The organism is Magnetospira thiophila, assembly GCF_054657015.1.
Window position 1 is genome coordinate 1,589,390 of the sequence record NZ_BAAHXF010000001.1, and the last position, 19,639, is coordinate 1,609,028.

Genomic DNA, 19,639 nt, shown 5'->3' on the forward strand with positions numbered 1-19,639 from the left:
GGGGATAGCATGAATATCCACGAATATCAGGCCAAGCAGCTACTCAAGCGCTATGGCGTGCCGGTGGCCGAAGGCGGGGTGGCCTATACCCCCGCCGAAGCGGAAACCGTGGCCAAGTCCCTGGGCGGTCCGGTCTGGGTGGTCAAATCCCAGATCCATGCCGGGGGACGCGGCAAGGGGACCTTCAAGGAGGACCCCGCAGGCCGTGGCGGCGTGCGCGTCGTCAAGGCGCTCGACGAGGTGGCCGACAACGTCAAGGCGATGCTCGGCAAGACCCTGGTCACCCATCAGACCGGCCCGGCGGGCAAGCAGGTCAAGCGCATCTACATCGAGGCCGGTTGCGACATCAAGCGCGAGCTGTATCTCTCCTTGCTGATTGATCGCGGCACGTCGCGGGTGACCATCATGGCCTCCACCGAAGGCGGCATGAACATTGAGGAAGTGGCGGCCGAAACGCCGGAAAAGATCATCACCGAGACCATCGACCCGGCCCTCGGGCTGCAATCCTATCAGGGGCGCAAGGTTGGTTTTGCGCTCAAGCTGGACGGCAAGCAGGTCAATGCCTTCACCAAAATGCTCTCGGCCCTCTACAAGGCTTTCACCGAGCTCGACTGCTCGATGCTGGAAATCAACCCGCTGGTGGTCGCCGGTGACGGGGCCGTGATGCCGCTCGATTGCAAGATGAACTTTGATTCCAATGCCCTGTTCCGCCACAAGGATGTGGAGGAAATGCGCGACGAGGACGAAGAGGACCCGGCGGAGCTGGAAGCGGCCCGCCACGGCCTCAACTATATCAAGCTCGACGGCACCATCGGCTGCATGGTCAACGGGGCCGGTCTGGCCATGGCGACCATGGACATCATCAAGCTCTACGGCGGCTCCCCGGCCAACTTCCTGGACGTGGGCGGCGGGGCAACCAAGGAACGGGTGACCGAGGCGTTCAAGATCATCCTCCGCGATCCCAAGGTCGAGGGGATTTTGGTCAACATCTTTGGCGGCATCATGCGCTGCGACGTCATCGCCGAGGGGGTCGTCGCGGCGGCCCGTGAGGTCAGCCTGAATGTGCCCCTGGTGGTGCGTCTTGAAGGCACCAACGTCGAACTGGGCAAGAAAATTCTCGCCGAGTCCGGTCTGCCCATCGTGTCCGCCGCCAATCTGGCGGATGCCGCCGAAAAGGTCGTCAAGGCCGTGAAGGAGGCCTCGTAACATGGCTGTTTTGGTTGACAAGAATACCAAGGTCATCTGCCAGGGATTCACCGGCAGTCAGGGGACCTTCCACTCCGAACAGGCCATCGCCTATGGCACCCAGATGGTGGGCGGCGTCACCCCGGGCAAGGGGGGCACCACCCACCTGGACCTGCCGGTTTTCGACACGGTGGCCGACGCGGTACACAAGACCGGGGCCAACGCCTCGGTGATTTACGTGCCGCCGCCGTTCGCTGCCGATGCCATTTTGGAAGCGGTGGACGCGGGCGTCGCTCTGGCGGTCTGCATCACCGAGGGTATTCCGGTGCTCGACATGGTGCGCGTCAAACGCGGCATGGAAGGCAAGAAGACCCGTCTCATCGGCCCCAACTGTCCGGGCATCATCACCCCCGACGAATGCAAGATCGGCATCATGCCGGGCCATATCCATCAGCGCGGCAAGATCGGCATCGTGTCGCGCTCGGGGACCCTGACCTACGAGGCGGTGGCGCAAACCACGGCTGCCGGTCTCGGCCAAAGCACCTGCATCGGTATCGGTGGCGATCCGGTCAACGGCACCAACTTCATCGACTGTCTGGATCTGTTCCTGGCCGACCCGGAAACCCTGGGCATCGTCATGATCGGCGAAATCGGCGGTTCGGCAGAGGAAGACGCCGCCGACTTCATCAAACAGTCGAAAACCAAAAAACCGGTGGTCGGCTTCATCGCCGGGGTCACCGCCCCGCCGGGCAAACGCATGGGTCATGCGGGGGCCATTATCTCCGGCGGCAAGGGGACTGCTACCGCCAAGATCGAGGCCATGCGCTCGGCCGGCATTCAGGTTGCCGATTCACCGGCCGCCCTGGGAAGCACCATGTTGAAGGCCATGGGGAAGTAATACCCGGTATAAATAGCTTGGGAGGCGGCGGCCCGTGGGACATAAAAAAAGCCCCAGAGCCGCCGTTCAGAAAAAATGACACCGACCCTCGATACGCTGCTCAGCGGATCAAACGCGATCTACATTGCCGAACTCTACGGCAAGTATCTCTCCAATCCCGGCAGCGTCGATGCCACATGGGCCGGTTTTTTCGCCGAGTTGCAGGAGGATGGCCGGGCGGTTCTCGATGAATTGCGCGGCGCCACCTGGGCCCCCTCGGACGCCTATGTGATCGGCGGAGCCCAGCCCTGCCCCGAGCGGGGTATCGGGGTCGCGACTGGTCCTTCCGCCGCCGATCTCAAGCGGGCGACCCAGGATTCCATCCGTGCCCTGATGATGATCCGCACCTACCGGGTGCGCGGTCACCTGATCGCCAACTTCGATCCGCTGGGGCTGGAAGGCAAAAGCTATCATCCGGAGCTCGACTACAAATCCTATGGATTTGACGAGGAGGATCTGGACCGGCCGCTGTTCATTGATTTCCAGTTGGGCCGCGAGACCGCCACCCTCAAGGAAATCCTGGCGGTTCTCAAGGCGACCTATTGCGATACCATCGGCGTCGAGTTCATGCATATTCAGGACCCGGACGAAAAGGCCTGGATTCGCCAACGCATCGAGGACCTTCCGGCGCGCCACAATTTCACCCACCTAGGCAAGCGCACCATCTTTCAGCGGCTGGTCGAGGCGGAAGGCTTCGAACGCTTTCTCGACAAGAAATGGAAGGGCACCAAGCGGTTCGGTCTGGACGGCGGCGAATCCCTGATCGCCGGTCTGGAACAGATCCTCAAACGGGGGTCGCAACTGGGCATTCGGGAAGTGGTGTTCGGCATGCCCCACCGGGGTCGGCTGAACGTGCTGGCCTCCATCATGTGCAAACCCTATCGGGCGATTTTCGCCGAATTTCAGGGGGCCTCGTCGAGCCCCAGCGATGTGCAAGGCTCCGGCGACGTGAAATATCACCTGGGCGTCTCTGCCGACCGGGTGTTCGACGGCACCCGCATCCATATGTCGCTGACCGCCAATCCCTCGCATCTGGAGGCGGTGAATCCGGTGGTGGTCGGCAAGGTGCGCTCGAAACAAAACCGCCGTAACGATAAGAAGCGCGATCAGGTGATGGGCATCCTGATGCATGGCGATGCCGCCTTCGCCGGTCAGGGACTGGTGGCCGAGACCCTGGAGATGAGCCAGTTGGAAGGCTACACCACCGGCGGCACCATCCATTTCATCGTCAACAATCAGATCGGTTTCACCACCGTGCCGTCCAAGAGCCGCTCCTCGCCCTATTGCTCGGACGTGGCCAAGATGATCCAGGCGCCGATCTTCCATGTGAACGGCGACGACCCGGAGGCGGTGGTCCATGTGTCCCGGCTGGCCATGGAATTCCGTCAGGAATTCAAGCGCGACGTGGTCATTGACATGTTCTGCTACCGTCGGCACGGGCACAACGAGGGCGACGAGCCCATGTTCACCCAGCCGATCATGTACCGCACCATCGCCAAGCATCCGCGCACCCTCGAAATCTATCGCGATCAATTGATCCGCGAGGGGGTGATGACCCTGCAAGACGCCGAAACCATGCAGAACGAATTCGAGGCGCGGCTGGAATCCGACTTCGAGACCGCCACCGCCTACCGCCCCAACAAGGCCGACTGGCTGGAAGGGGTTTGGGAAGGCTTGATCCGTCTCAGCGAGGACGAGGAACTGCGCGAGGACGATACCTCGGTGCCGATGGAACTGTTGAAGACCGTCGGCCATGCCATATCCCGTAAGCCCGACAATTTCAATCTGCATCCGAAAATCGCCCGCCAGTTGGACGCCAAGGCCGAAGCCATCGACAGCGGCAGCGGCATCGACTGGGCGACCGCCGAGGCGCTGGCCTTCGGCACCCTGATGACCGAGGGGACCTCGGTGCGGCTGTCCGGCCAGGATTGCGGGCGCGGCACCTTCTCGCATCGCCATTCGGTGCTCATTGATCAGGTCAGCGAGGAAAAATACCGCCCGTTGAGCAACATCTGCGACGGCCAGGGGGTGTTCGAGGTGCTCGACAGCCCGCTGTCGGAAGTCGGGGTTCTGGGCTACGAATACGGCTATTCCCTTGACGATCCTTATACCCTGGTGCTGTGGGAGGCGCAGTTCGGCGATTTCGCCAACGGGGCGCAGATGATCATTGATCAGTTCATTTCGTCCGGCGAATCCAAATGGCTGCGCTTCTGCGGTCTGGTCCTGTTGCTGCCCCATGGTCTCGAAGGCCAGGGGCCGGAGCATTCCTCGGCCCGCCTGGAGCGCTATTTGCAGCTCTGTGCCGAAGACAACATGCAGGTCTGCAACATCACCACGCCGTCCAACTATTTCCATGCCTTGCGCCGCCAGGTGCGCCGCAACTACCGCAAGCCTTTGGTCATCATGTCGCCCAAGTCGCTGCTGCGCCACAAGCTGGTGGTCTCCGATCTCAAGGACATGGCCAGCGGCACCAAGTTCCGCCGGGTGCTGCCCGAGGTCGACAAGCTGGTCAAGAACGACATGATCCGACGGGTCGTGCTGTGCAGCGGCAAGGTCTATTACGACCTGCTGCAAACCCGGCGCGAGGAGGGCCTCGACGACGTGGCGATCATCCGCGTCGAACAGCTCTATCCCTGGCCTCGCAAGGGCATCATGACGCAACTGGCGCGCTATCCGAAGGCCGAGATCGTCTGGTGTCAGGAAGAACCGGCCAACATGGGGCCTTGGACCTTTGTCCTGCCCCGCCTCACCAACCTGATCGAGGGCCTGGGAGTCCAGCAGAAGCTCCCGGTCTATGCGGGACGCAAGTCGGCCGCTTCCCCGGCCACCGGATTTGCCAAGGTGCATGCGGCGGAGCAGGCCGAAGTGGTCCGGCTGGCCCTGAGCGAGCCGCTGGACAGCATCCCCCGGCCTTTCATCCCGGCGGCCCACTCCCTGGCCGCCAAATACTGACCGCTTCCGCCCGGAACGAATAAAGAGAGATCGAGGACAAGATGGCGACGGAAATCAAGGTTCCCACATTGGGCGAATCCATCACCGAAGCGACGGTGGGTAAATGGTTCAAGAAGGTCGGCGACGCAGTGGCCGCCGACGAGCCGCTGGTCGAACTGGAAACCGACAAGGTGACGGTGGAAGTCAACGCGCCGGTGGCCGGAACCCTCAGTGAGATTGCCGCGACGGAAGGTTCGGAAGTCGCCCTGGGCGCTGTTCTCGGACGGTTGACTTCGGGAGGCGAGCCCGCGCCCGCGCCATCGCCATCGCCCGTCGAGGCCCCGTCGCCCGCGCCGACGATTCCCGCAGCCAGCGCTCCAGCACCGAAAAGCGAGGTTCCCCTGTCCCCGGCGGTGCGTCGGTTGGTCGAGGAGAATGACCTAGACCCGACCAAAATCACCGGCACCGGCAAGAACGGGCGGATCACCAAGGAGGACGCCCTGGCCGCCGCCGCCTCGGGCACCGCCCATCGCGACGACATGATCGCCCTGGCCCCGACGCCAACGCCGACCGTCACACCGCCGCCGCCGCCGCTTCAGGAAAGCGATCCGCTTCCGGCCGCCGCCGCGCAGTTGGACGACCCGCGGGAACATCGGGTGCGCATGACCCGCTTGCGCAAGATGGTCGCCTCGCGGCTCAAGGCGGCGCAGAACACCGCCGCCATGCTGACCACCTGGAACGAAATCGACATGACCGAGGCGATTGCCCTGCGCAACCGCTACAAGGACATTTTCGAGAAAAAGCACGATATCAAGCTGGGCTTCATGTCGGTCTTCGTGAAGGCGGTCTGCGTGGCGCTCAAGGAATGGCCCGCCGTCAATGGCGAAATTCGCGGCGATGATATCGTCTACAAGAACTATTACGATATCGCCGTTGCCGTCGGCTCGCCGCAAGGGCTGGTGGTGCCGGTGATCCGCGATGCAGACAGCCTGGGCTTCGACGCCATTGAAAAGGCAATCAAGGATTTCGGCCTGCGGGCCCGGGCCGGGACCTTGAAGATGGAGGAAATGCAAGGCGGCAGCTTCACCATTTCCAATGGCGGCATCTTCGGTTCCCTGCTCTCGGCACCGATTCTCAATCCGCCGCAGTCGGGCATCTTGGGTATGCACAAGATCCAGATGCGGCCCATGGTGATGGCCGATGGCAGCATCGAGGCCCGTCCGATGATGTATATTGCCCTGTCCTATGACCATAGGATTATCGACGGCCGCGAGGCGGTGTCGTTCCTGGTCCGGGTCAAGGAATGCGTCGAAGACCCCAACCGTATCATGCTGATCGCCTAGGGAGACCAGATTATGAGCGAGACATCCTACGACCTGGTGGTGATCGGCGGCGGTCCCGGCGGCTATGTGGCGGCCATTCGCGCGGCGCAACTGGGGCTCAAGGTGGCCTGTGTGGAAAAGCGCGGCGCCCTCGGCGGCACCTGCCTCAACGTGGGCTGCATTCCGTCCAAGGCCATGCTGCAATCGTCGCATCATTTCGAGATGGCGCAGGAGCATCTGGCCGCCCATGGGGTGCAGGTGTCTCCCAAGCTCGATCTGGACACCATGATGGCGCGCAAAGACAAGGTGGTTCTTGATCTCACCAAGGGCATCGAGTTTTTGTTCAAGAAAAACAAGGTGGATTATTTCATCGGCTCCGGCATGGTGGCCAGCAACGATACGGTGGACATCACCGGCGATACCGAAGCGACCCTGAAGACCGAGAATATCCTGATCGCCACCGGCTCCGAAGTATCGCCGCTACCGGGCATCGAGATCGACGAAAACCGCATCGTCTCCTCCACCGGCGCTTTGGCCCTGACCAAGGTGCCCAAGTCTCTGGCCGTCATCGGCGGCGGGGTGATCGGGCTGGAACTGGGATCGGTCTGGCGGCGTCTCGGGGCGCAGGTCACGGTGATCGAATTCCTCGACGACATCCTGCCCGGCATGGATGGGGAGATCCGCAAGACCATGCGCCGCATCCTCAAGAAACAGGGGATCGACTTCAAATTATCGACCAAGGTGACCGGTGCCAAGGCCAGCAAGACCCAGGTCAGCCTGACCATGGAACCCTGCGCGGGCGGCGATTCCGAGACCCTGAAAGCCGAAGTGGTGCTGGTGGCGGTGGGGCGACGGCCCTACACCGAAGGCCTGGGGCTGCAAAGCGTCGGCGTGGAACGGGATGGGCGCGGCTTCATCAAGGTCGACCATGATCTGCAAACCAATGTGGCGGGGGTGTTCGCCATCGGCGATGTGATCGGCGGGGCGATGCTGGCTCACAAGGCCGAGGAGGAGGGCGTCAAGGTCGCCGAATTGATCGCCGGTCGAGCCGGGCACGTGGACTACGACACCATTCCCGGCGTCGTCTATACCCACCCGGAAGTGGCCTCGGTGGGCCGGACCGAGGAACAGCTCAAGGACGCGGGCACCGACTACAAGGTCGGCAAGTTTCCGTTTACCGCCAATTCCCGGGCGCGCTGCAATGCCGACTCGGAGGGCTTCGTCAAAATCCTCGCCGATGCCAAGACCGACCGGGTGCTGGGCTGTCATATCGTCGGCCCGCAGGCTGGCGACCTGATTCAGGAAGCGGTGCTGTGCATGGCCTTCGGCGGTGCCTCGGAGGATCTGGCGCGCACCTGTCACGCCCATCCGGGGCTTTACGAAGCGGTCAAGGAAGCCGCTTTGGCGCTCGGTGACGGAGCCATTCACGCCTGAAGAAGGCGGACCCGGCGACCGTCACGCGCGATACGTCCCTGCTTTTGCAGCTTGGCCAGGACCCGATAGAGCGCCTCGTGCGACAGGCCGATATCGCCCGCCCACAGTTTCCAGGTCCCAGGGATCTGGATTGAGTCACCGGACTCCTCAAGCAGCCGCAGCGCCATCAACACCCGCTCCTCAGCCGAACGGATACCGCGAATTTCGCAGCGAGTCCGAGCCTGCTGGAGTTGTCGTGCCAACCTTTGCGCAAAGGCGATGGCGAAGTCCGGGTCCTGGTGCAGGCGGGCCATGAAGCGGTCCCGCGAGACCATCCGGACGACACTCGGGGCGGTGGCCCGGCAGTCGCAATGATAGGCATCGGAAAACAACGAGGCTTCGGCGAATGTTTCCCCCGGTCTCAGGGTCTGCAACACCCTGGTGGAACCATCCTGACCGCCCCGCAACAACTGCATTTCCCCGCTGTCCAGAAAAAACAGCCCCCAGGGCGCGTCCCCGCGGTGGAACAGCGATTCCCCGGCCGCCAGCCGACGGCACGTGCCCCGGTTCCACATCTCATGTAGCATGTCTTTTGTCATTTCATCTCCCTTACCACCATATGATTCAAATCATACACGGTGCAGAGGGTTCTTGCTAGGATGGCGGCGAAATGGATCACCCTCTGGGAGCGCCTTCGATGAAACACCCCTTGTTTGCCGCCCTCGCCCTGGGCGGGTTGTTGTTGGCCTCGCCGACCCTGGCCGGTGAAGACACGCGGGAACTGGTCAAGCTGCCGGAGATGATGCAACAACACATGCTGGGCAATATGCGGGACCATTTGTTGGCCTTCGACGAGGTGTTGGGTCTGCTTGCTGCGGGCCGGGTCGGTGAGGCCGGGGAGGTCGCCGAGCAACGTATCGGCATGTCGTCCCTGGAGATGCACGGGGCCGCGCACATGGCCCCCTACATGCCCGAAGGCATGCGCGCTGCCGGAACGGAAATGCATCACCGGGCCAGCCAGTTCGCCCTGGCGGCTCAGGAAGCCGACGTGGAACATACCTACGAGGCGCAGCAGAAGGTGTTCTCCGCCTTGCAGGGGATCACCAACAACTGCAACGCCTGTCACGGGGCCTATCGGTTGCGTTGAAGGGTGTGGCGGAGCCCGGTCGACGGTGGTATACCAGCCTGCGACTTGGGAGTTCCTGCCGTGACCCTTCTGCAATTGATCGTCATTGCCCTGGTGCAGGGCATCACCGAATTCCTGCCCATTTCGTCGTCCGGGCACCTGATTCTGGTGCCGGTAGTGACCGGCTGGCCGGACCAGGGATTGATGATGGACGTGTCGGTGCATATGGGCACCCTGCTCGCCGTGATGCTCTATTTCTGGCGTGATGTCTGGGCCATGATCGTCGGCCTGGGGGGGCTGCTGGTCGGGCGCATGGATGCCGGAGCGCGACTGGCGCTGTTGGTTGTCGTGGCAACCATCCCCGTTATCGTGGCCGGCTTTTTGGCCAAGGATTTCGTGGAAACCCAACTGCGATCCATCGAAGTGATCGGCTGGGCGACCCTGGGTTTCGGTATCGTGATCTATATCGCCGATAAGATGGGCATGACCATGCGCAAATTGGAACATCTGGGCTGGAGCGATTCGGTCATTATCGGATTGTCCCAATGTCTGGCGCTGATTCCCGGCACCAGCCGCTCGGGCATCACCATGGCCGCCGCCCGGGCCTTGGGCATGGAGCGCCCCGACGCCGCACGCTTCTCCATGCTGATCAGCCTGCCGACCATTCTCGGGGCCGGGGTGCTGGAGGGCAAGGATCTGATTGAGAGCGGCAACGCCCAACTGAGCCTGGATGTCCTGCTCGCCGTTGGCTTCACCTTCGGCTCCGCCCTGCTCGCCATCTGGGGACTGATGGCCTGGCTGCAACGCGCCACCTTCACCCCGTTCGTGATCTACCGCATCCTGCTCGGGGTCGTGCTGCTGGCGGTGGCTTACGGGTAATTCAATCAACCGGCTGCGGGAGATCTCCCATGGATATCGGCAGGCTTCTGGAGCGGATCGCAGCACTGGAAGAGGAGATCGAGCGCGGCATTGATGCCCGCCGAACCCGGGACCCGCACCGGCGCTATTATAAATTTTCCGATTTCGGCGATGCGGAAGCGTTTTCTGAAATCAGGAAAAAGCGGGACCGGGATCAGACGTGATTGCGCAGCATCAGTTCCTTGGGGTGGGGCTCCAGGTAGGTCTGACCGGCCAGATAGGCGATGCGGAAGCGGCGCACGAAATGGCGGATCAGGGTGATCGGCACAATCAGCGGCACCAGACCCTGGCGGTAGTCCTCGATCATGGCGGCGAGTTCCGCCCGGTCATCGGCGGTGATCTGTTTTTTCACATAGCCCGCCATGTGACGCAGGGCGTTGGCATGGCGGCCCAGGGTGGCGCGCTTGGCCATTCCGGCCATGAATTGGCTTTTGTAAGTCTGGGCCAGGGTCTCCCGGTGCTCTCCCTTGGCCGCCGCGACCAGCGGTCCAAGAGACTTGTAGGTTGCCGGGTCATGGGCCATGAGCAGCAGTTTTTCGCGGCTGTGAAAGGCGACCAGATCACCGATGCTCCAGGGTTGGGCAAAAAAGCGCCGCAGCCGGTGATGGGCGAACAGGGCTTCGATGAACGTCTCGCGCAGGTGCGGGTCGTTGAGCCGCCCCTCCTCTTCCACCGGTAAATCGGGCAGAGCCTCGGTGAGGGCGGCGGCGAACAGGCCACGGGTGGTGTCTGAGGCCCCATGCCGCTTGACCCGAAACAAACCGCAGGACGGCGACTTGCTCTTGAAGATGTAGCCATCGAGGGGGCGGGCGGCCAGTTCGGCGGCGGTCCTTTGCCCGTAGGCGAGCATGGCGTCCGTATGGTCGGCCCCACTGCGCGGGGCGATCAGCCGGGTGTCCGCGTCCACCGCCACCAAGCGGATGGACTCCCGAGGCACGCCCAGGCCGATGGCCATCTCCGGGCACAGGGGGAGGTAGCGGACGTAGGGTCCCAACTGGTCGAGGATGAAGGGGTTTTTCTTGTGGCCGCCGTCGTAGCGCACCGATTCCCCGAGCAGACAGGACGAAACCCCGATCCAGATCGCCCGCTCATCCATTGGCGGAATCCAATAATTTGCGCAAGGCCCGGGTGCCGCCGCGCAGGGAATAGGCGGCATAGCCCGCTTGCTGGAGATGCTCGGCCAGCACCGCCGACTGGGTGCCCTGGCCGCAATAGAGCACCAGCGGCTCGGTGCGTTCGAAACGTTCCATTTCTCCCAGCAACATCCCGGCATTGTACCAGCGCACCCCCTCCGGGTGCCAAGTTTCGTATTCGTCTTCGGTCTGCATGTCGATCAGCCGTGCACCCTCGGGAAGCGCGTCGATCAGAACGTAATGTTGGGCCAACGCTTCCGATGACAGGTTATTGAGATCAATAAATTTTACCGATTGCAGGGCCTGTTCGAACAGTGCCGGGTTCATTTTTGCCTCTTCCCGGTCGAGCTGTCCGATGCGGCTCTTGACCGCCGGGCGACGGCGGTTGAGGGCGCAGTATTCGGGCACCTTTTCCGACAGATGGGCGGTGCCGATCATCCGGGTCAGGGTGACGATGTCGCGTTTCTCAAAGCCGATCAGCGGGCGCAGCACCGGAAGGTCGGCGGCCACGTCGATGGAATTGAGATTGCTCAGGGTCTGCGAGGAGACCTGCCCCAGGGCCTCGCCGGTGACAATGGCCTCGCAGTGCAGGCGGTGGGCCATCTGGCAGCCCATGCGATACATCTGGCGCTTCAGCACCACCTGCCAGAATTCAGGGTCGCAGCTGGCCCGCAAATCGGCGACGATGGCGCGTAGATCCACCACATGCAACCGCGCCTCCATGCCCGCCCCCCAGCGGTCGGTGAGAGTCTTGACGATTTCCACCACGCTGCGTTCGTAGGCTCCACCGGCCAGATTGCAAAAGACGAACTCCATCGCGGCGCCGCGCCGCATCAGCATCCAGGCGGCGGCCACGGAATCAAAGCCGCCGGAGACCAGCGCCGCCACACGGCCCTGAATGCCGAGCGGAAAGCCGCATTGTCCCTCCCGGCGCTGGGCATGGAACATCGCCTTGTGGCCCCGAATGTCAAGCCGCACAGTGACATCCGGGTGGCTCAGGTCGACCTTGCCGAAAGGATTGAGCGCCGCGCCGATTTGGCGTTCCAGATCCTGCGAGGAAAACAGCCGACGGCCGATGCATTTGACCCGCACCGCATAGCTGCGCCCGCCGATCAGGTCGGCATAGAGTTCCACCGCCGTGGCGCAAAAAGACTCCAGGTCGCCTTCCATGACTCGGTCGACGGGCGATACCGAAGCCACGCCGAAAACACGTGCAGTGGCGTCAAGCGTTTCATCCCGACGGTCCGCTGAGAGCAGGATACGGCCCTCGTCCATATCCAGGGCATGGGCGATCCCGGAGGCCTGGAGCATGGCCTTCAGATTGGCGCGCAGGGTTTGCTCGAAACGACGCCGGGTGCCGGAGGCCTTGAGCAGGATCTCCGGGGCCGGACGGACGATGAACAGATGGGGCAGATCGCGGGGCGGTGTTTCCATGGACCGGCTTTATCAAAGCCGGGGCGGCGGATCAATGACAGAAGTGGGGCGCCCGGCAGGATCAGGCGGCGACTCGCCCCCGGCGGGCCGAGGTGGCGTGCCATGTGGCGTTGGAACAGGACTGGATCATCTCCAGGGCGTGATTGTGAACAAAGTCGAACACCTGATCCATGGTCATGAAAAACTCGGCGTCTTCCTGGTGCTTGAAATTGGACAGAATGACGTCGATCATCTGCGCCCCGCCCGGGTCGAAACCCTGGCGCCAGGAACGGGGGTAAATACTCTCGTAGGAGAACAGGCTGACCACATGTCCCATACGGTGGGCCGAGGTCAGCATCCGCATGGTATAGCCCTTGAAGGTGATTTCCAGGACGTGGCAGAGATTGGCCGTCTTGCCGTGCAGGCGTCCGCCGGAAATCACCTCTTCCACGCGGGTCGAAAGGTTGGGAATGGCGAGTCCCTTGGCGAAATTGTCGATTTCATCCAGCACCGGGCGGACCGGTCCCGGAGCCAGATCGGCCCCACAGATCACCACGGATTTGTTGATGTCGTAGAATTCTTCGGGATTGAAAATGATCGTCATGCCGACCGCTCCATGGGCTTCATGCAATGTTATTATGTTCTGCTATGAGGATGGCCCGTTCGTTTCAATAGTGCAACATAAGTTGGCGGGACGGTGGATTGCGTCATACGCAAGGCTGCGCGCCGTATGCCCCGTTCACCGCCATGTGAATAGCGGTGAACGACGGGTTGAGCTAGGCTTTTGAAGATGAGACACGTAATCTTCATATGCGCCGTCTGGCTTGCCGTTACCGGCGCGTCGTCTGCCGAAGCGAGCGAACCGACGCCGGTTGTCGTTGAGCTGTTCACCTCCCAGGGCTGCTCCTCCTGCCCGCCCGCCGATGCCTTCATCGGCGAATTGGCGGATGAAAAGGCGGTACTGCCGCTGTCGTTCCATGTGGATTATTGGGACTACATTGGCTGGAAGGACCCGTTTGCCGACCCCGACCATGGTCGCCGTCAAAAGGCCTATGCCCAGCAGTTCAATCAACGCTCCGTCTATACGCCGCAAGTGGTGGTGCAGGGGCTCTACGAGGCGGTGGGATCGAACCGCCGGTCGGTGCGCCAACTGATTCAGCGGGCCAGCGAAGAGACTTCTCCCATTGCCATCCTCATGCAGCCGCAAGACGATGGACTGCATATCCGGCTTCCGGAGACCCATCCCGGTTTGCAAGCCGATCTGTTGCTGGTGCTGTTTGACCGGCAGCATGTGACCCAGGTGCGGCGCGGCGAAAATCGCGGCGAAACCCTGACCAATCGCAATGTGGTGCGGGCCACCCTGGCACTCGGCACCTGGGACGGCATGGCCACGGAATTCCTGGTGGCGGCGTCCCGTCTGCCGGGAACCGCCGACGCCGGGGCCTTGTTGTTGCAGAAACCCAACGGCGGCGCGATCCTGTCCGCGGCCTGGACGCTGTTGGCAAGGTAGGGCGGCACGGCTCCCCCCTCGACGCCCCCCTGTCCGGGCGGTATGATCAGCGAGCCATTTGTCGTTGGAGTGCTCCTATGAAACTGTTCGTCCTTTGCGCCGCCCTTGTCGTTCTCGCCGTTCCTGCGCGGGCCTTCGACCTCAATCCGTTATCGGCCATCAAGGGCGCGGTGGAGGCGGCGGTGGAGGATCGCAGCACTTCGGATATCGCCAAGGACACCTCGATCAAGGCGGAAATCGTCACCAAGGTGCTCGATCAGATGGGCAGCGATGTCATTTCCATCACCGCCGACGTCTACGAACAGACGGTGATGCTGACCGGAATCGTCGAGAAAAAAGAGCAGAAAGCCCAGGCCGAGGCCCTGACCCGGACCGTCGGCGGGGTGCGCAAAATTTACAACGAGATTCTTATCAAGTCGGATTTGGAACGCGAGAAAGGCACCGTCGAGGGTTTTGTCGATGACACGGTGATCGAGACCAAGATCAACGCCCAGTTTCTCGATGCCGCCGCTGTCAATACCACCAATTTCCGTTGGCACTCCCTGGAAGGACATGTGTTCCTGTTCGGGCGAGCTTTGTCCCAAGGGGAATTGGACAAAGCTGTCAGCATCGTGCGCGGCATCAAGGGGGTGCGCCGGGTGACCAGCCGGGTCGCTGTGCGCCCGAAAGCCAACTGAGGCCGCTTTCATGAGTCTGCGGGTCGTCTTCATGGGCAGTCCAGATTTCGCCGTGCCCGCGCTGGCCGCCATTGGCGCGGCAGGGCACGAGGTCATTGCGGTCTATGCCCAGCCGCCCCGTCCGGCCGGGCGCGGGCACCGGGAGCGACCCTGCCCGGTCCATGCCTATGCCCTTGATCACAATATTCCGGTCTTTACGCCGGTGCGCCTGCGCGACCCGGCGGATCAACAAACCTTTGCCGATCTGGGGGCTGATATCGGCGTCGTGGCGGCCTATGGGTTGATCCTGCCGCAAGTGATTTTGGACGCGCCAAGACTCGGCTGCATCAATATCCACGCCTCCTTGTTGCCGCGCTGGCGGGGGGCCGCCCCGATCCATCGGGCCTTGCTGGCCGGGGACCGGGAAACCGGCGTCACCATCATGCGGGTGGTCAAGGCGCTGGATGCCGGGCCGATGTTGCTGGAGGCCCGTACCCCCATTGGCGCAAGGGACACGGCGCAGGACCTGCACGACCGATTGGCGGCGCTTGGGGCCGATTTGATCGTCGAGGCGCTGGCCGGATTGCAGGCCGGTCTGTTGCCGGATGTGCCGCAACCGGAGCGCGGCGTTACCTATGCTCACAAGCTGGAAAAGGACGAAGGGCGCCTCGACTGGTCGCTGTCTGCCGACGAACTGGAACGCCGGGTGCGCGGCTACACCCCCTGGCCCGGGGCTTGGCTGCTGCATGAGGGCCAGCGGATCAAGGTGTTGGCCGCCGAGGTGCGAGAGGGGGCCGGGCCGCCGGGGACCCTGCTCGATGACCGGCTGACCGTGGCTTGCGGCAGCGGGGCCTTGCGCCTGCTCACGGTGCAACGGGCCGGCAAGGGACCGATGGCGGCGGAAGCCTTTTTGCGCGGCTATCCCCTGGCGGCGGGTCTGCGTCTAACGGAATGAGTCGGCTGTTGGCGATTCTGGGCCTGCTGGGCGGCATCCTGCTGGTTGCCTGGATTCTGAGCGCTGGACAACAAGCCGCCCGTGTGCTGGTCCGCCTGCCCGATCTCACGCCCGAGGCGCGCCAGGGGCAGATGCTGTTCTCCCAACATTGCGCGCCCTGCCATGGCCCCAGGGCCGACGGCACCGACAAGGGGCCGCCCCTGGTGCATCCGGTCTATCACCCCGGCCATCACGCGGACGGGGCGTTCGCGCTGGCGGTGACCAATGGGGTGACGGCCCATCATTGGCCGTTCGGCGACATGCCGCCGGTGCAAGGGATAACGCTGCAACAGATCGAATCATTGGTCCGCTTCGTGCGCGAACTGCAACGGGCGAACGGGATTTATTAACCCAGTTCGATGGTGTCCTCGTCATCGCCTTCCGGTGGTTCAGGCGCCTTTTGGGGTTGTTTTTTCTTGGCGGAGAAGTCGATCGGCGTCATCTTGGGGGCGGAGTCCTCGATTTTCTGGATGTTCTCAATGCCCTGGCGGATTTCGCTCATGATGAATTCCGAGCGCCGGATGGGGCCGCCCACGTCCGGGTTGGGGAACAGAAACTTCCAGATGCTCATTTTCACGCTGAGGCCGCACAGGATGCCGCCAATGGTCGTGTGGTAGGTCTCGACCAGCTGCTTGACCTCCTCGAACCGCTCGGCGGACATGTCGTCCCACATATGCTGGCTGGACTTCTCGAAGGTTTTGAACCGCTGCTTGACCGCCCGAGTCACCTTTTTGATGGTGTTTTCAATGATCTTTGAGGCCTGATTGAAGGTCAAGTCGTGTTTGAGTTGGAAATTCGACCGCAGGCCGATCATGGAATCGAGAAAGTCCTCGATGATCGGATCAATGCGGTCGAGGCATTGGCGGTAGTAGGACAGCGACAGGAAAATGTCGCCATAGTCCTCCAGGAAGGTCGGCACTTCCATGATCCCGATGCCCAGGGTATCGGCCATCATTTGCAGGTTCTTGCGCGCCTTTTGAACATCCGGGTCGCGGAACAGGGAAATCAGCCCCTCCATGGAATCAATGTTCTTGGCCTCGTCGCCATAGATCTCCTTGATCAACGGCCGGGTGAACTTGGTCATGTATTCGGTCAATTCGCGGTTTTTTTCCGGCGTCAGGCTCAAGTGCTTGTTGTTGGTCACCGAAATGCCCTGTTCGCGCAGCAGGACGCGCAGACTGTAAACGTCATAGGACGGCATCAAGGCAAGGCGGCGCAGCATGGCCAGATCGGCGGTCTCGCCTTCCCAACCGAACTCGGAGGACAGATCCTCCACGTCCATTTGGCCGCTGCCGGTCTGTCGGTCGTGAAAGATTTCAATGACGCTTTGCAGGCGAACGTTCTTGATCAGCCGCGCCTGCTTCAATCCCGGTGTCTGCATGGGCAGAATGTTCAGCGGCAGGACGAACAGGGAGTCCTGATCGCTTTCGCCGAATAGGTCGGATACCGTGAGAGCGGATTGGTCAGCCATAGCGGGGGGACGGGTCTCCCTTTCATCGGGGAAAGATATTATAGAGGGCCGTTGGAGTGAAAATCGAACTTCCGTTGGCGACCAGTTGCCGCCATTTTAGTTCTGGATTCGCTTGTCCGCTATCGGTTTTGACAAAAAAGTTATGATAGATGCCCAGATACCGTGTGTTGTTGGAATATGACGGGTCGGCCTTTGTCGGCTGGCAGCGTCAAATCAATGGCTTGAGCGCCCAGCAGGTGCTGGAAGAGGCGGCGGAACCGCTCCAGGGGGGGGCTGTGCGGGTCCATGCCGCCGGGAGGACCGATACCGGCGTCCATGCCACCGGGCAGGTGGCGCATCTGGACCTGGACCGGGACATCAGCCCCGAGAAATTGCGCGATGCCTTAAATTTTCATATGAAATCCCGTCCGTTGGTGGTGCTTGAGGTGACTCGCGTGGGGGAGGATTTCCATGCCCGGTTTTCGGCCACCGGACGGGCCTATCTGTACCGGATTCTCAACCGTCCGACCCGCGCGGTATTGGAGGCCCGCCGGGTCTGGTGGGTGCCCCGTCCGCTTGATGCACAGGCCATGGACCGGGCGGCCAAGGTGCTGCTCGGGCGGCATGATTTCACCAGCTTCCGGGCCACCCAATGTCAGGCCCTGTCCCCGGTCAAGACCCTGGATACCCTGGATGTGCGGCGTCATGGGGCGGAAATCCACATCATCGCCGAGGCCCGGTCGTTCCTGCATCATCAGGTGCGCAACATGGTCGGCAGTCTGAAATGGGTCGGCGAGGGCAAATGGACGGCGCAGGATCTACAGGCGGCGCTGGCGGCGGCGGACCGTCGCGCGGCAGGCCCCACGGCCCCGCCCGACGGGCTTTATCTCACCCGGGTGGATTATTGAACGCCGCCGGTGGTCATGCCCGGATTATGCGCCACCACCTCGAACAGCGTGTTGACCACCATCGACAACACCAGATCGAGGATGACGATCCCGGCGGCGGTGGTCAGCGGCACCTCCAGGGTGACGAACGCCACATAGCCGGAATAAAACAGCACCACGCCAAGGGCGATCAGACTGAGCAGCGCCGCCAGATCGCCGGGCAAGATCTCCAGCCCGGCCAGGATGACGATGGGCAGATACAGCGCATTCTGCAACACCTGAGCCCAATTATAGGCGATGATGTGGCGCAGATAATGGTGGCGGCACTGCAATAATCCGGTGACATGATACATAACAAGCGGAAACAGCACCCAGGCGATCACATAGGATTCCGTTTCGAGAAGCAGAAACTCGAACAGCGGTCGATCACTTTCACTGGCCAGGATGAACATCAGCACCAGATAGAGCGGGGCCACCAGAAGGGCCGCCCTGAAAGAATGCCAATAGCCATGCAGGGAAACGTCGAACCAGCGCAACCCGTCGCTGTCGCCGTGGGCCAGTCGCCAGGCGCCGTACAAACTGAAAGAGGCGTTGGCCGGGGCGCTCACTGGGGAAAATATCCGTCGAGAATGGTTTCGTAAATGGTGCTGAGTTGGGTGATGCTCGTCACCGGGACCCGCTCGTCCACCTTGTGCATGGTCTGGCCGATCAAGCCGAATTCGGCCACCGGGCAGTAGTTCTTGATGAAGCGGGCATCCGAAGTGCCGCCGCTGGTGGAGAGTTCCGGCGTCCGTCCGGTGACCTTTTTCACCGCGTCGGACATCAAATCGCTCAGTTCGCCGGGCGGGGTGAGAAAGGCATCGCCACTGCGTTGCACGACCAGCTCGAAGCGGTCCGCCGCTTCTTCCCGCAAGATGGTGCGCGCCCAGGCCTCGATGGAGTCCAGGCTGTGCAGGTCGTTGAAGCGTATGTTGAAGGTGGCGCGGGCGGTGGCCGGTATGACGTTGGTGGCCGGATTGCCCACGTCGACGCTGGTCACCTGCAAACTGCTCGGTTGGAAATGCTCGGTGCCGTCATCCAGCGGTTCGACCAGCCGGGATAGGACTTTCAACAGCCGGTGCACCGGATTATCGGCCAGATGGGGATAGGCCGCGTGCCCTTGAATGCCGTGAAGGGTGATAAAGCCGGACAGGGAGCCGCGACGGCCAATCTTTATCATGTCCCCCAAATCATGGGGGTTGGTCGGCTCGCCCACCAGACAGGCATCCAGGCGCTCGCCTTGGGCTTCGAGCCACTGCAACATCTTCACCGTGCCATTCACCGAAGGGCCTTCCTCGTCGCCGGTGATGAGAAACGACAGGGAACCCTCCACATCGGCGCCCCGGCGCTGCAGAAAGCGCGACACGGCAGCGGCAAAGGCGGCAATGGCCCCTTTCATGTCGGCGGCCCCGCGTCCGTGCAATTGGCCGTCGGCGATGGTCCCGGAGAACGGATTGTGGCTCCAGGCGGCACTGTCGCCTTCGGGCACCACATCCGTATGACCGGCAAAGCAGAAATTGCGTCCGCTTGTGCCCCATCGGGCGTAGAGATTGTCCACATCCGGCGTGCCGTCCTCGTGGAACGGCAGCCGGGTGCAGACGAAGCCCATCGCTTCCAGAGTTCGCTGCAACAGATCCAGCGCCCCGCCCTCGGCCGGGGTGACGCTGGGGCAGCGGATCAGCCCCTGGGCCAGCGCGATGGGATCGAGGGGGGCGGACATGGGGT

General features: G+C 62.3%; 20 protein-coding genes. 13 read left to right on the forward strand and 7 right to left on the reverse strand.

What is annotated here, in order from left to right:
• Positions 1-9: 9 nt before the first annotated feature.
• The 5 genes from sucC (at position 10) to lpdA (ending at position 7,809) form a co-directional block, all read left to right on the forward strand.
• Positions 10-1,206, forward strand: a complete 1,197-nt coding sequence (gene sucC, locus ACYQ1P_RS07695; RefSeq protein WP_460019758.1) for an ADP-forming succinate--CoA ligase subunit beta — start codon at positions 10-12, stop codon at positions 1,204-1,206.
• 1 nt (position 1,207) lies between these two features.
• Entirely contained in the window at positions 1,208-2,083 is an 876-nt protein-coding gene (gene sucD, locus ACYQ1P_RS07700) for a succinate--CoA ligase subunit alpha (RefSeq protein WP_460019759.1), read from the forward strand.
• Between the two features lie 75 nt (positions 2,084-2,158).
• Entirely contained in the window at positions 2,159-5,074 is a 2,916-nt protein-coding gene (locus ACYQ1P_RS07705) for a 2-oxoglutarate dehydrogenase E1 component (RefSeq protein ID WP_460019760.1), read from the forward strand.
• A 41-nt stretch (positions 5,075-5,115) separates the two neighbouring features.
• Entirely contained in the window at positions 5,116-6,396 is a 1,281-nt protein-coding gene (gene odhB, locus ACYQ1P_RS07710; RefSeq protein WP_460019761.1) for a 2-oxoglutarate dehydrogenase complex dihydrolipoyllysine-residue succinyltransferase, read from the forward strand.
• Between the two features lie 12 nt (positions 6,397-6,408).
• Positions 6,409-7,809: a dihydrolipoyl dehydrogenase gene (gene lpdA, locus ACYQ1P_RS07715; RefSeq protein WP_460019762.1), complete on the forward strand. Its 1,401-nt coding sequence runs from the start codon at positions 6,409-6,411 to the stop codon at positions 7,807-7,809.
• Here lpdA and ACYQ1P_RS07720 read toward each other — a convergent pair.
• Positions 7,800-8,387, reverse strand: a complete 588-nt coding sequence (locus tag ACYQ1P_RS07720; protein WP_460019763.1) for a Crp/Fnr family transcriptional regulator — start codon at positions 8,385-8,387, stop codon at positions 7,800-7,802. The two genes, lpdA and ACYQ1P_RS07720, sit on opposite strands and share 10 nt — an antisense overlap.
• A gap of 98 nt (positions 8,388-8,485) precedes the next feature.
• On the opposite strand from ACYQ1P_RS07720, the gene ACYQ1P_RS07725 reads away from it, so the two are divergent.
• From ACYQ1P_RS07725 to ACYQ1P_RS07735, 3 genes are read left to right on the forward strand one after another with little or no spacing between them, the layout of a single operon-like run.
• Positions 8,486-8,935, forward strand: coding sequence for a hypothetical protein (locus ACYQ1P_RS07725; RefSeq protein ID WP_460019764.1), 450 nt, complete (start codon positions 8,486-8,488; stop codon positions 8,933-8,935).
• Positions 8,936-8,995: 60 nt separating this feature from the next.
• Positions 8,996-9,793, forward strand: coding sequence for an undecaprenyl-diphosphate phosphatase (locus ACYQ1P_RS07730; RefSeq protein WP_460019765.1), 798 nt, complete (start codon positions 8,996-8,998; stop codon positions 9,791-9,793).
• Positions 9,794-9,822: 29 nt separating this feature from the next.
• Complete coding sequence (locus tag ACYQ1P_RS07735) at positions 9,823-9,996, forward strand: hypothetical protein (RefSeq protein WP_460019766.1); 174 nt, start codon at positions 9,823-9,825, stop codon at positions 9,994-9,996.
• Here ACYQ1P_RS07735 and ACYQ1P_RS07740 read toward each other — a convergent pair.
• The 3 genes from ACYQ1P_RS07740 to ACYQ1P_RS07750 form a co-directional block, all read right to left on the reverse strand.
• Positions 9,987-10,928 (reverse strand): YbgA family protein, encoded by a 942-nt coding sequence (locus ACYQ1P_RS07740; protein WP_460019767.1) that lies wholly within the window; start codon positions 10,926-10,928, stop codon positions 9,987-9,989. The two genes, ACYQ1P_RS07735 and ACYQ1P_RS07740, sit on opposite strands and share 10 nt — an antisense overlap.
• Entirely contained in the window at positions 10,921-12,399 is a 1,479-nt protein-coding gene (locus tag ACYQ1P_RS07745) for a tRNA sulfurtransferase (RefSeq protein ID WP_460019768.1), read from the reverse strand. The genes ACYQ1P_RS07740 and ACYQ1P_RS07745 overlap by 8 nt, the downstream gene beginning before the upstream one ends.
• 61 nt (positions 12,400-12,460) lie before the next feature.
• On the reverse strand, positions 12,461-12,982 hold the full coding sequence (locus ACYQ1P_RS07750) for a hypothetical protein (protein WP_460019769.1): 522 nt from the start codon (positions 12,980-12,982) through the stop codon (positions 12,461-12,463).
• A 186-nt stretch (positions 12,983-13,168) separates the two neighbouring features.
• On the opposite strand from ACYQ1P_RS07750, the gene ACYQ1P_RS07755 reads away from it, so the two are divergent.
• From ACYQ1P_RS07755 to ACYQ1P_RS07770, 4 genes are all read left to right on the forward strand, one after another.
• The gene (locus ACYQ1P_RS07755; RefSeq protein ID WP_460019770.1) at positions 13,169-13,888 is read left to right on the forward strand and encodes a DUF1223 domain-containing protein; all 720 of its coding nucleotides are present in this window, start codon (positions 13,169-13,171) and stop codon (positions 13,886-13,888) included.
• A 77-nt stretch (positions 13,889-13,965) separates the two neighbouring features.
• The gene (locus tag ACYQ1P_RS07760; protein WP_460019771.1) at positions 13,966-14,565 is read left to right on the forward strand and encodes a BON domain-containing protein; all 600 of its coding nucleotides are present in this window, start codon (positions 13,966-13,968) and stop codon (positions 14,563-14,565) included.
• Between the two features lie 10 nt (positions 14,566-14,575).
• Positions 14,576-15,499 (forward strand): methionyl-tRNA formyltransferase, encoded by a 924-nt coding sequence (fmt, locus tag ACYQ1P_RS07765; RefSeq protein ID WP_460019772.1) that lies wholly within the window; start codon positions 14,576-14,578, stop codon positions 15,497-15,499.
• A gap of 8 nt (positions 15,500-15,507) precedes the next feature.
• Positions 15,508-15,888 (forward strand): c-type cytochrome, encoded by a 381-nt coding sequence (locus ACYQ1P_RS07770; protein WP_460019773.1) that lies wholly within the window; start codon positions 15,508-15,510, stop codon positions 15,886-15,888.
• Here ACYQ1P_RS07770 and ACYQ1P_RS07775 read toward each other — a convergent pair.
• Positions 15,885-17,009 carry a hypothetical protein gene (locus ACYQ1P_RS07775; RefSeq protein WP_460019774.1) on the reverse strand — a complete coding sequence of 375 codons (1,125 nt, stop codon included), beginning with the start codon at positions 17,007-17,009 and terminating at the stop codon, positions 15,885-15,887. The genes ACYQ1P_RS07770 and ACYQ1P_RS07775 overlap by 4 nt on opposite strands.
• Before the next feature lie 149 nt (positions 17,010-17,158).
• On the opposite strand from ACYQ1P_RS07775, the gene truA reads away from it, so the two are divergent.
• A complete protein-coding gene (gene truA / locus ACYQ1P_RS07780; RefSeq protein WP_460019775.1) occupies positions 17,159-17,896 on the forward strand; it encodes a tRNA pseudouridine(38-40) synthase TruA in 738 nt (245 codons plus the stop codon).
• Here the strand turns inward: truA and ACYQ1P_RS07785 are convergent.
• Both ACYQ1P_RS07785 and dapE read right to left on the reverse strand, forming a co-directional pair.
• Positions 17,890-18,483 carry a hypothetical protein gene (locus ACYQ1P_RS07785; protein ID WP_460019776.1) on the reverse strand — a complete coding sequence of 198 codons (594 nt, stop codon included), beginning with the start codon at positions 18,481-18,483 and terminating at the stop codon, positions 17,890-17,892. The genes truA and ACYQ1P_RS07785 overlap by 7 nt on opposite strands.
• Positions 18,480-19,634, reverse strand: a complete 1,155-nt coding sequence (dapE, locus tag ACYQ1P_RS07790; protein ID WP_460019777.1) for a succinyl-diaminopimelate desuccinylase — start codon at positions 19,632-19,634, stop codon at positions 18,480-18,482. Before dapE ends, ACYQ1P_RS07785 begins: the two co-directional genes overlap by 4 nt.
• Positions 19,635-19,639: the final 5 nt, after the last annotated feature.

What these genes read in the sequence shown, in the direction of transcription:
- ACYQ1P_RS07775 (WP_460019774.1), bottom strand. Translation starts at nt 17,009, where the DNA reads ATGGCTGACCAATCCGCTCTCACGGTATCCGACCTATTCGGCGAAAGC.
- ACYQ1P_RS07755 (WP_460019770.1), top strand. Translation starts at nt 13,169, where the DNA reads ATGAGACACGTAATCTTCATATGCGCCGTCTGGCTTGCCGTTACCGGC.
- ACYQ1P_RS07725 (WP_460019764.1), top strand. Translation starts at nt 8,486, where the DNA reads ATGAAACACCCCTTGTTTGCCGCCCTCGCCCTGGGCGGGTTGTTGTTG.
- odhB (WP_460019761.1), top strand. Translation starts at nt 5,116, where the DNA reads ATGGCGACGGAAATCAAGGTTCCCACATTGGGCGAATCCATCACCGAA.
- sucC (WP_460019758.1), top strand. Translation starts at nt 10, where the DNA reads ATGAATATCCACGAATATCAGGCCAAGCAGCTACTCAAGCGCTATGGC.
- ACYQ1P_RS07705 (WP_460019760.1), top strand. Translation starts at nt 2,159, where the DNA reads ATGACACCGACCCTCGATACGCTGCTCAGCGGATCAAACGCGATCTAC.
- ACYQ1P_RS07760 (WP_460019771.1), top strand. Translation starts at nt 13,966, where the DNA reads ATGAAACTGTTCGTCCTTTGCGCCGCCCTTGTCGTTCTCGCCGTTCCT.
- ACYQ1P_RS07720 (WP_460019763.1), bottom strand. Translation starts at nt 8,387, where the DNA reads ATGACAAAAGACATGCTACATGAGATGTGGAACCGGGGCACGTGCCGT.
- truA (WP_460019775.1), top strand. Translation starts at nt 17,159, where the DNA reads ATGCCCAGATACCGTGTGTTGTTGGAATATGACGGGTCGGCCTTTGTC.
- ACYQ1P_RS07735 (WP_460019766.1), top strand. Translation starts at nt 9,823, where the DNA reads ATGGATATCGGCAGGCTTCTGGAGCGGATCGCAGCACTGGAAGAGGAG.
- dapE (WP_460019777.1), bottom strand. Translation starts at nt 19,634, where the DNA reads ATGTCCGCCCCCCTCGATCCCATCGCGCTGGCCCAGGGGCTGATCCGC.
- lpdA (WP_460019762.1), top strand. Translation starts at nt 6,409, where the DNA reads ATGAGCGAGACATCCTACGACCTGGTGGTGATCGGCGGCGGTCCCGGC.
- ACYQ1P_RS07750 (WP_460019769.1), bottom strand. Translation starts at nt 12,982, where the DNA reads ATGACGATCATTTTCAATCCCGAAGAATTCTACGACATCAACAAATCC.
- fmt (WP_460019772.1), top strand. Translation starts at nt 14,576, where the DNA reads ATGAGTCTGCGGGTCGTCTTCATGGGCAGTCCAGATTTCGCCGTGCCC.
- ACYQ1P_RS07740 (WP_460019767.1), bottom strand. Translation starts at nt 10,928, where the DNA reads ATGGATGAGCGGGCGATCTGGATCGGGGTTTCGTCCTGTCTGCTCGGG.
- sucD (WP_460019759.1), top strand. Translation starts at nt 1,208, where the DNA reads ATGGCTGTTTTGGTTGACAAGAATACCAAGGTCATCTGCCAGGGATTC.
- ACYQ1P_RS07745 (WP_460019768.1), bottom strand. Translation starts at nt 12,399, where the DNA reads ATGGAAACACCGCCCCGCGATCTGCCCCATCTGTTCATCGTCCGTCCG.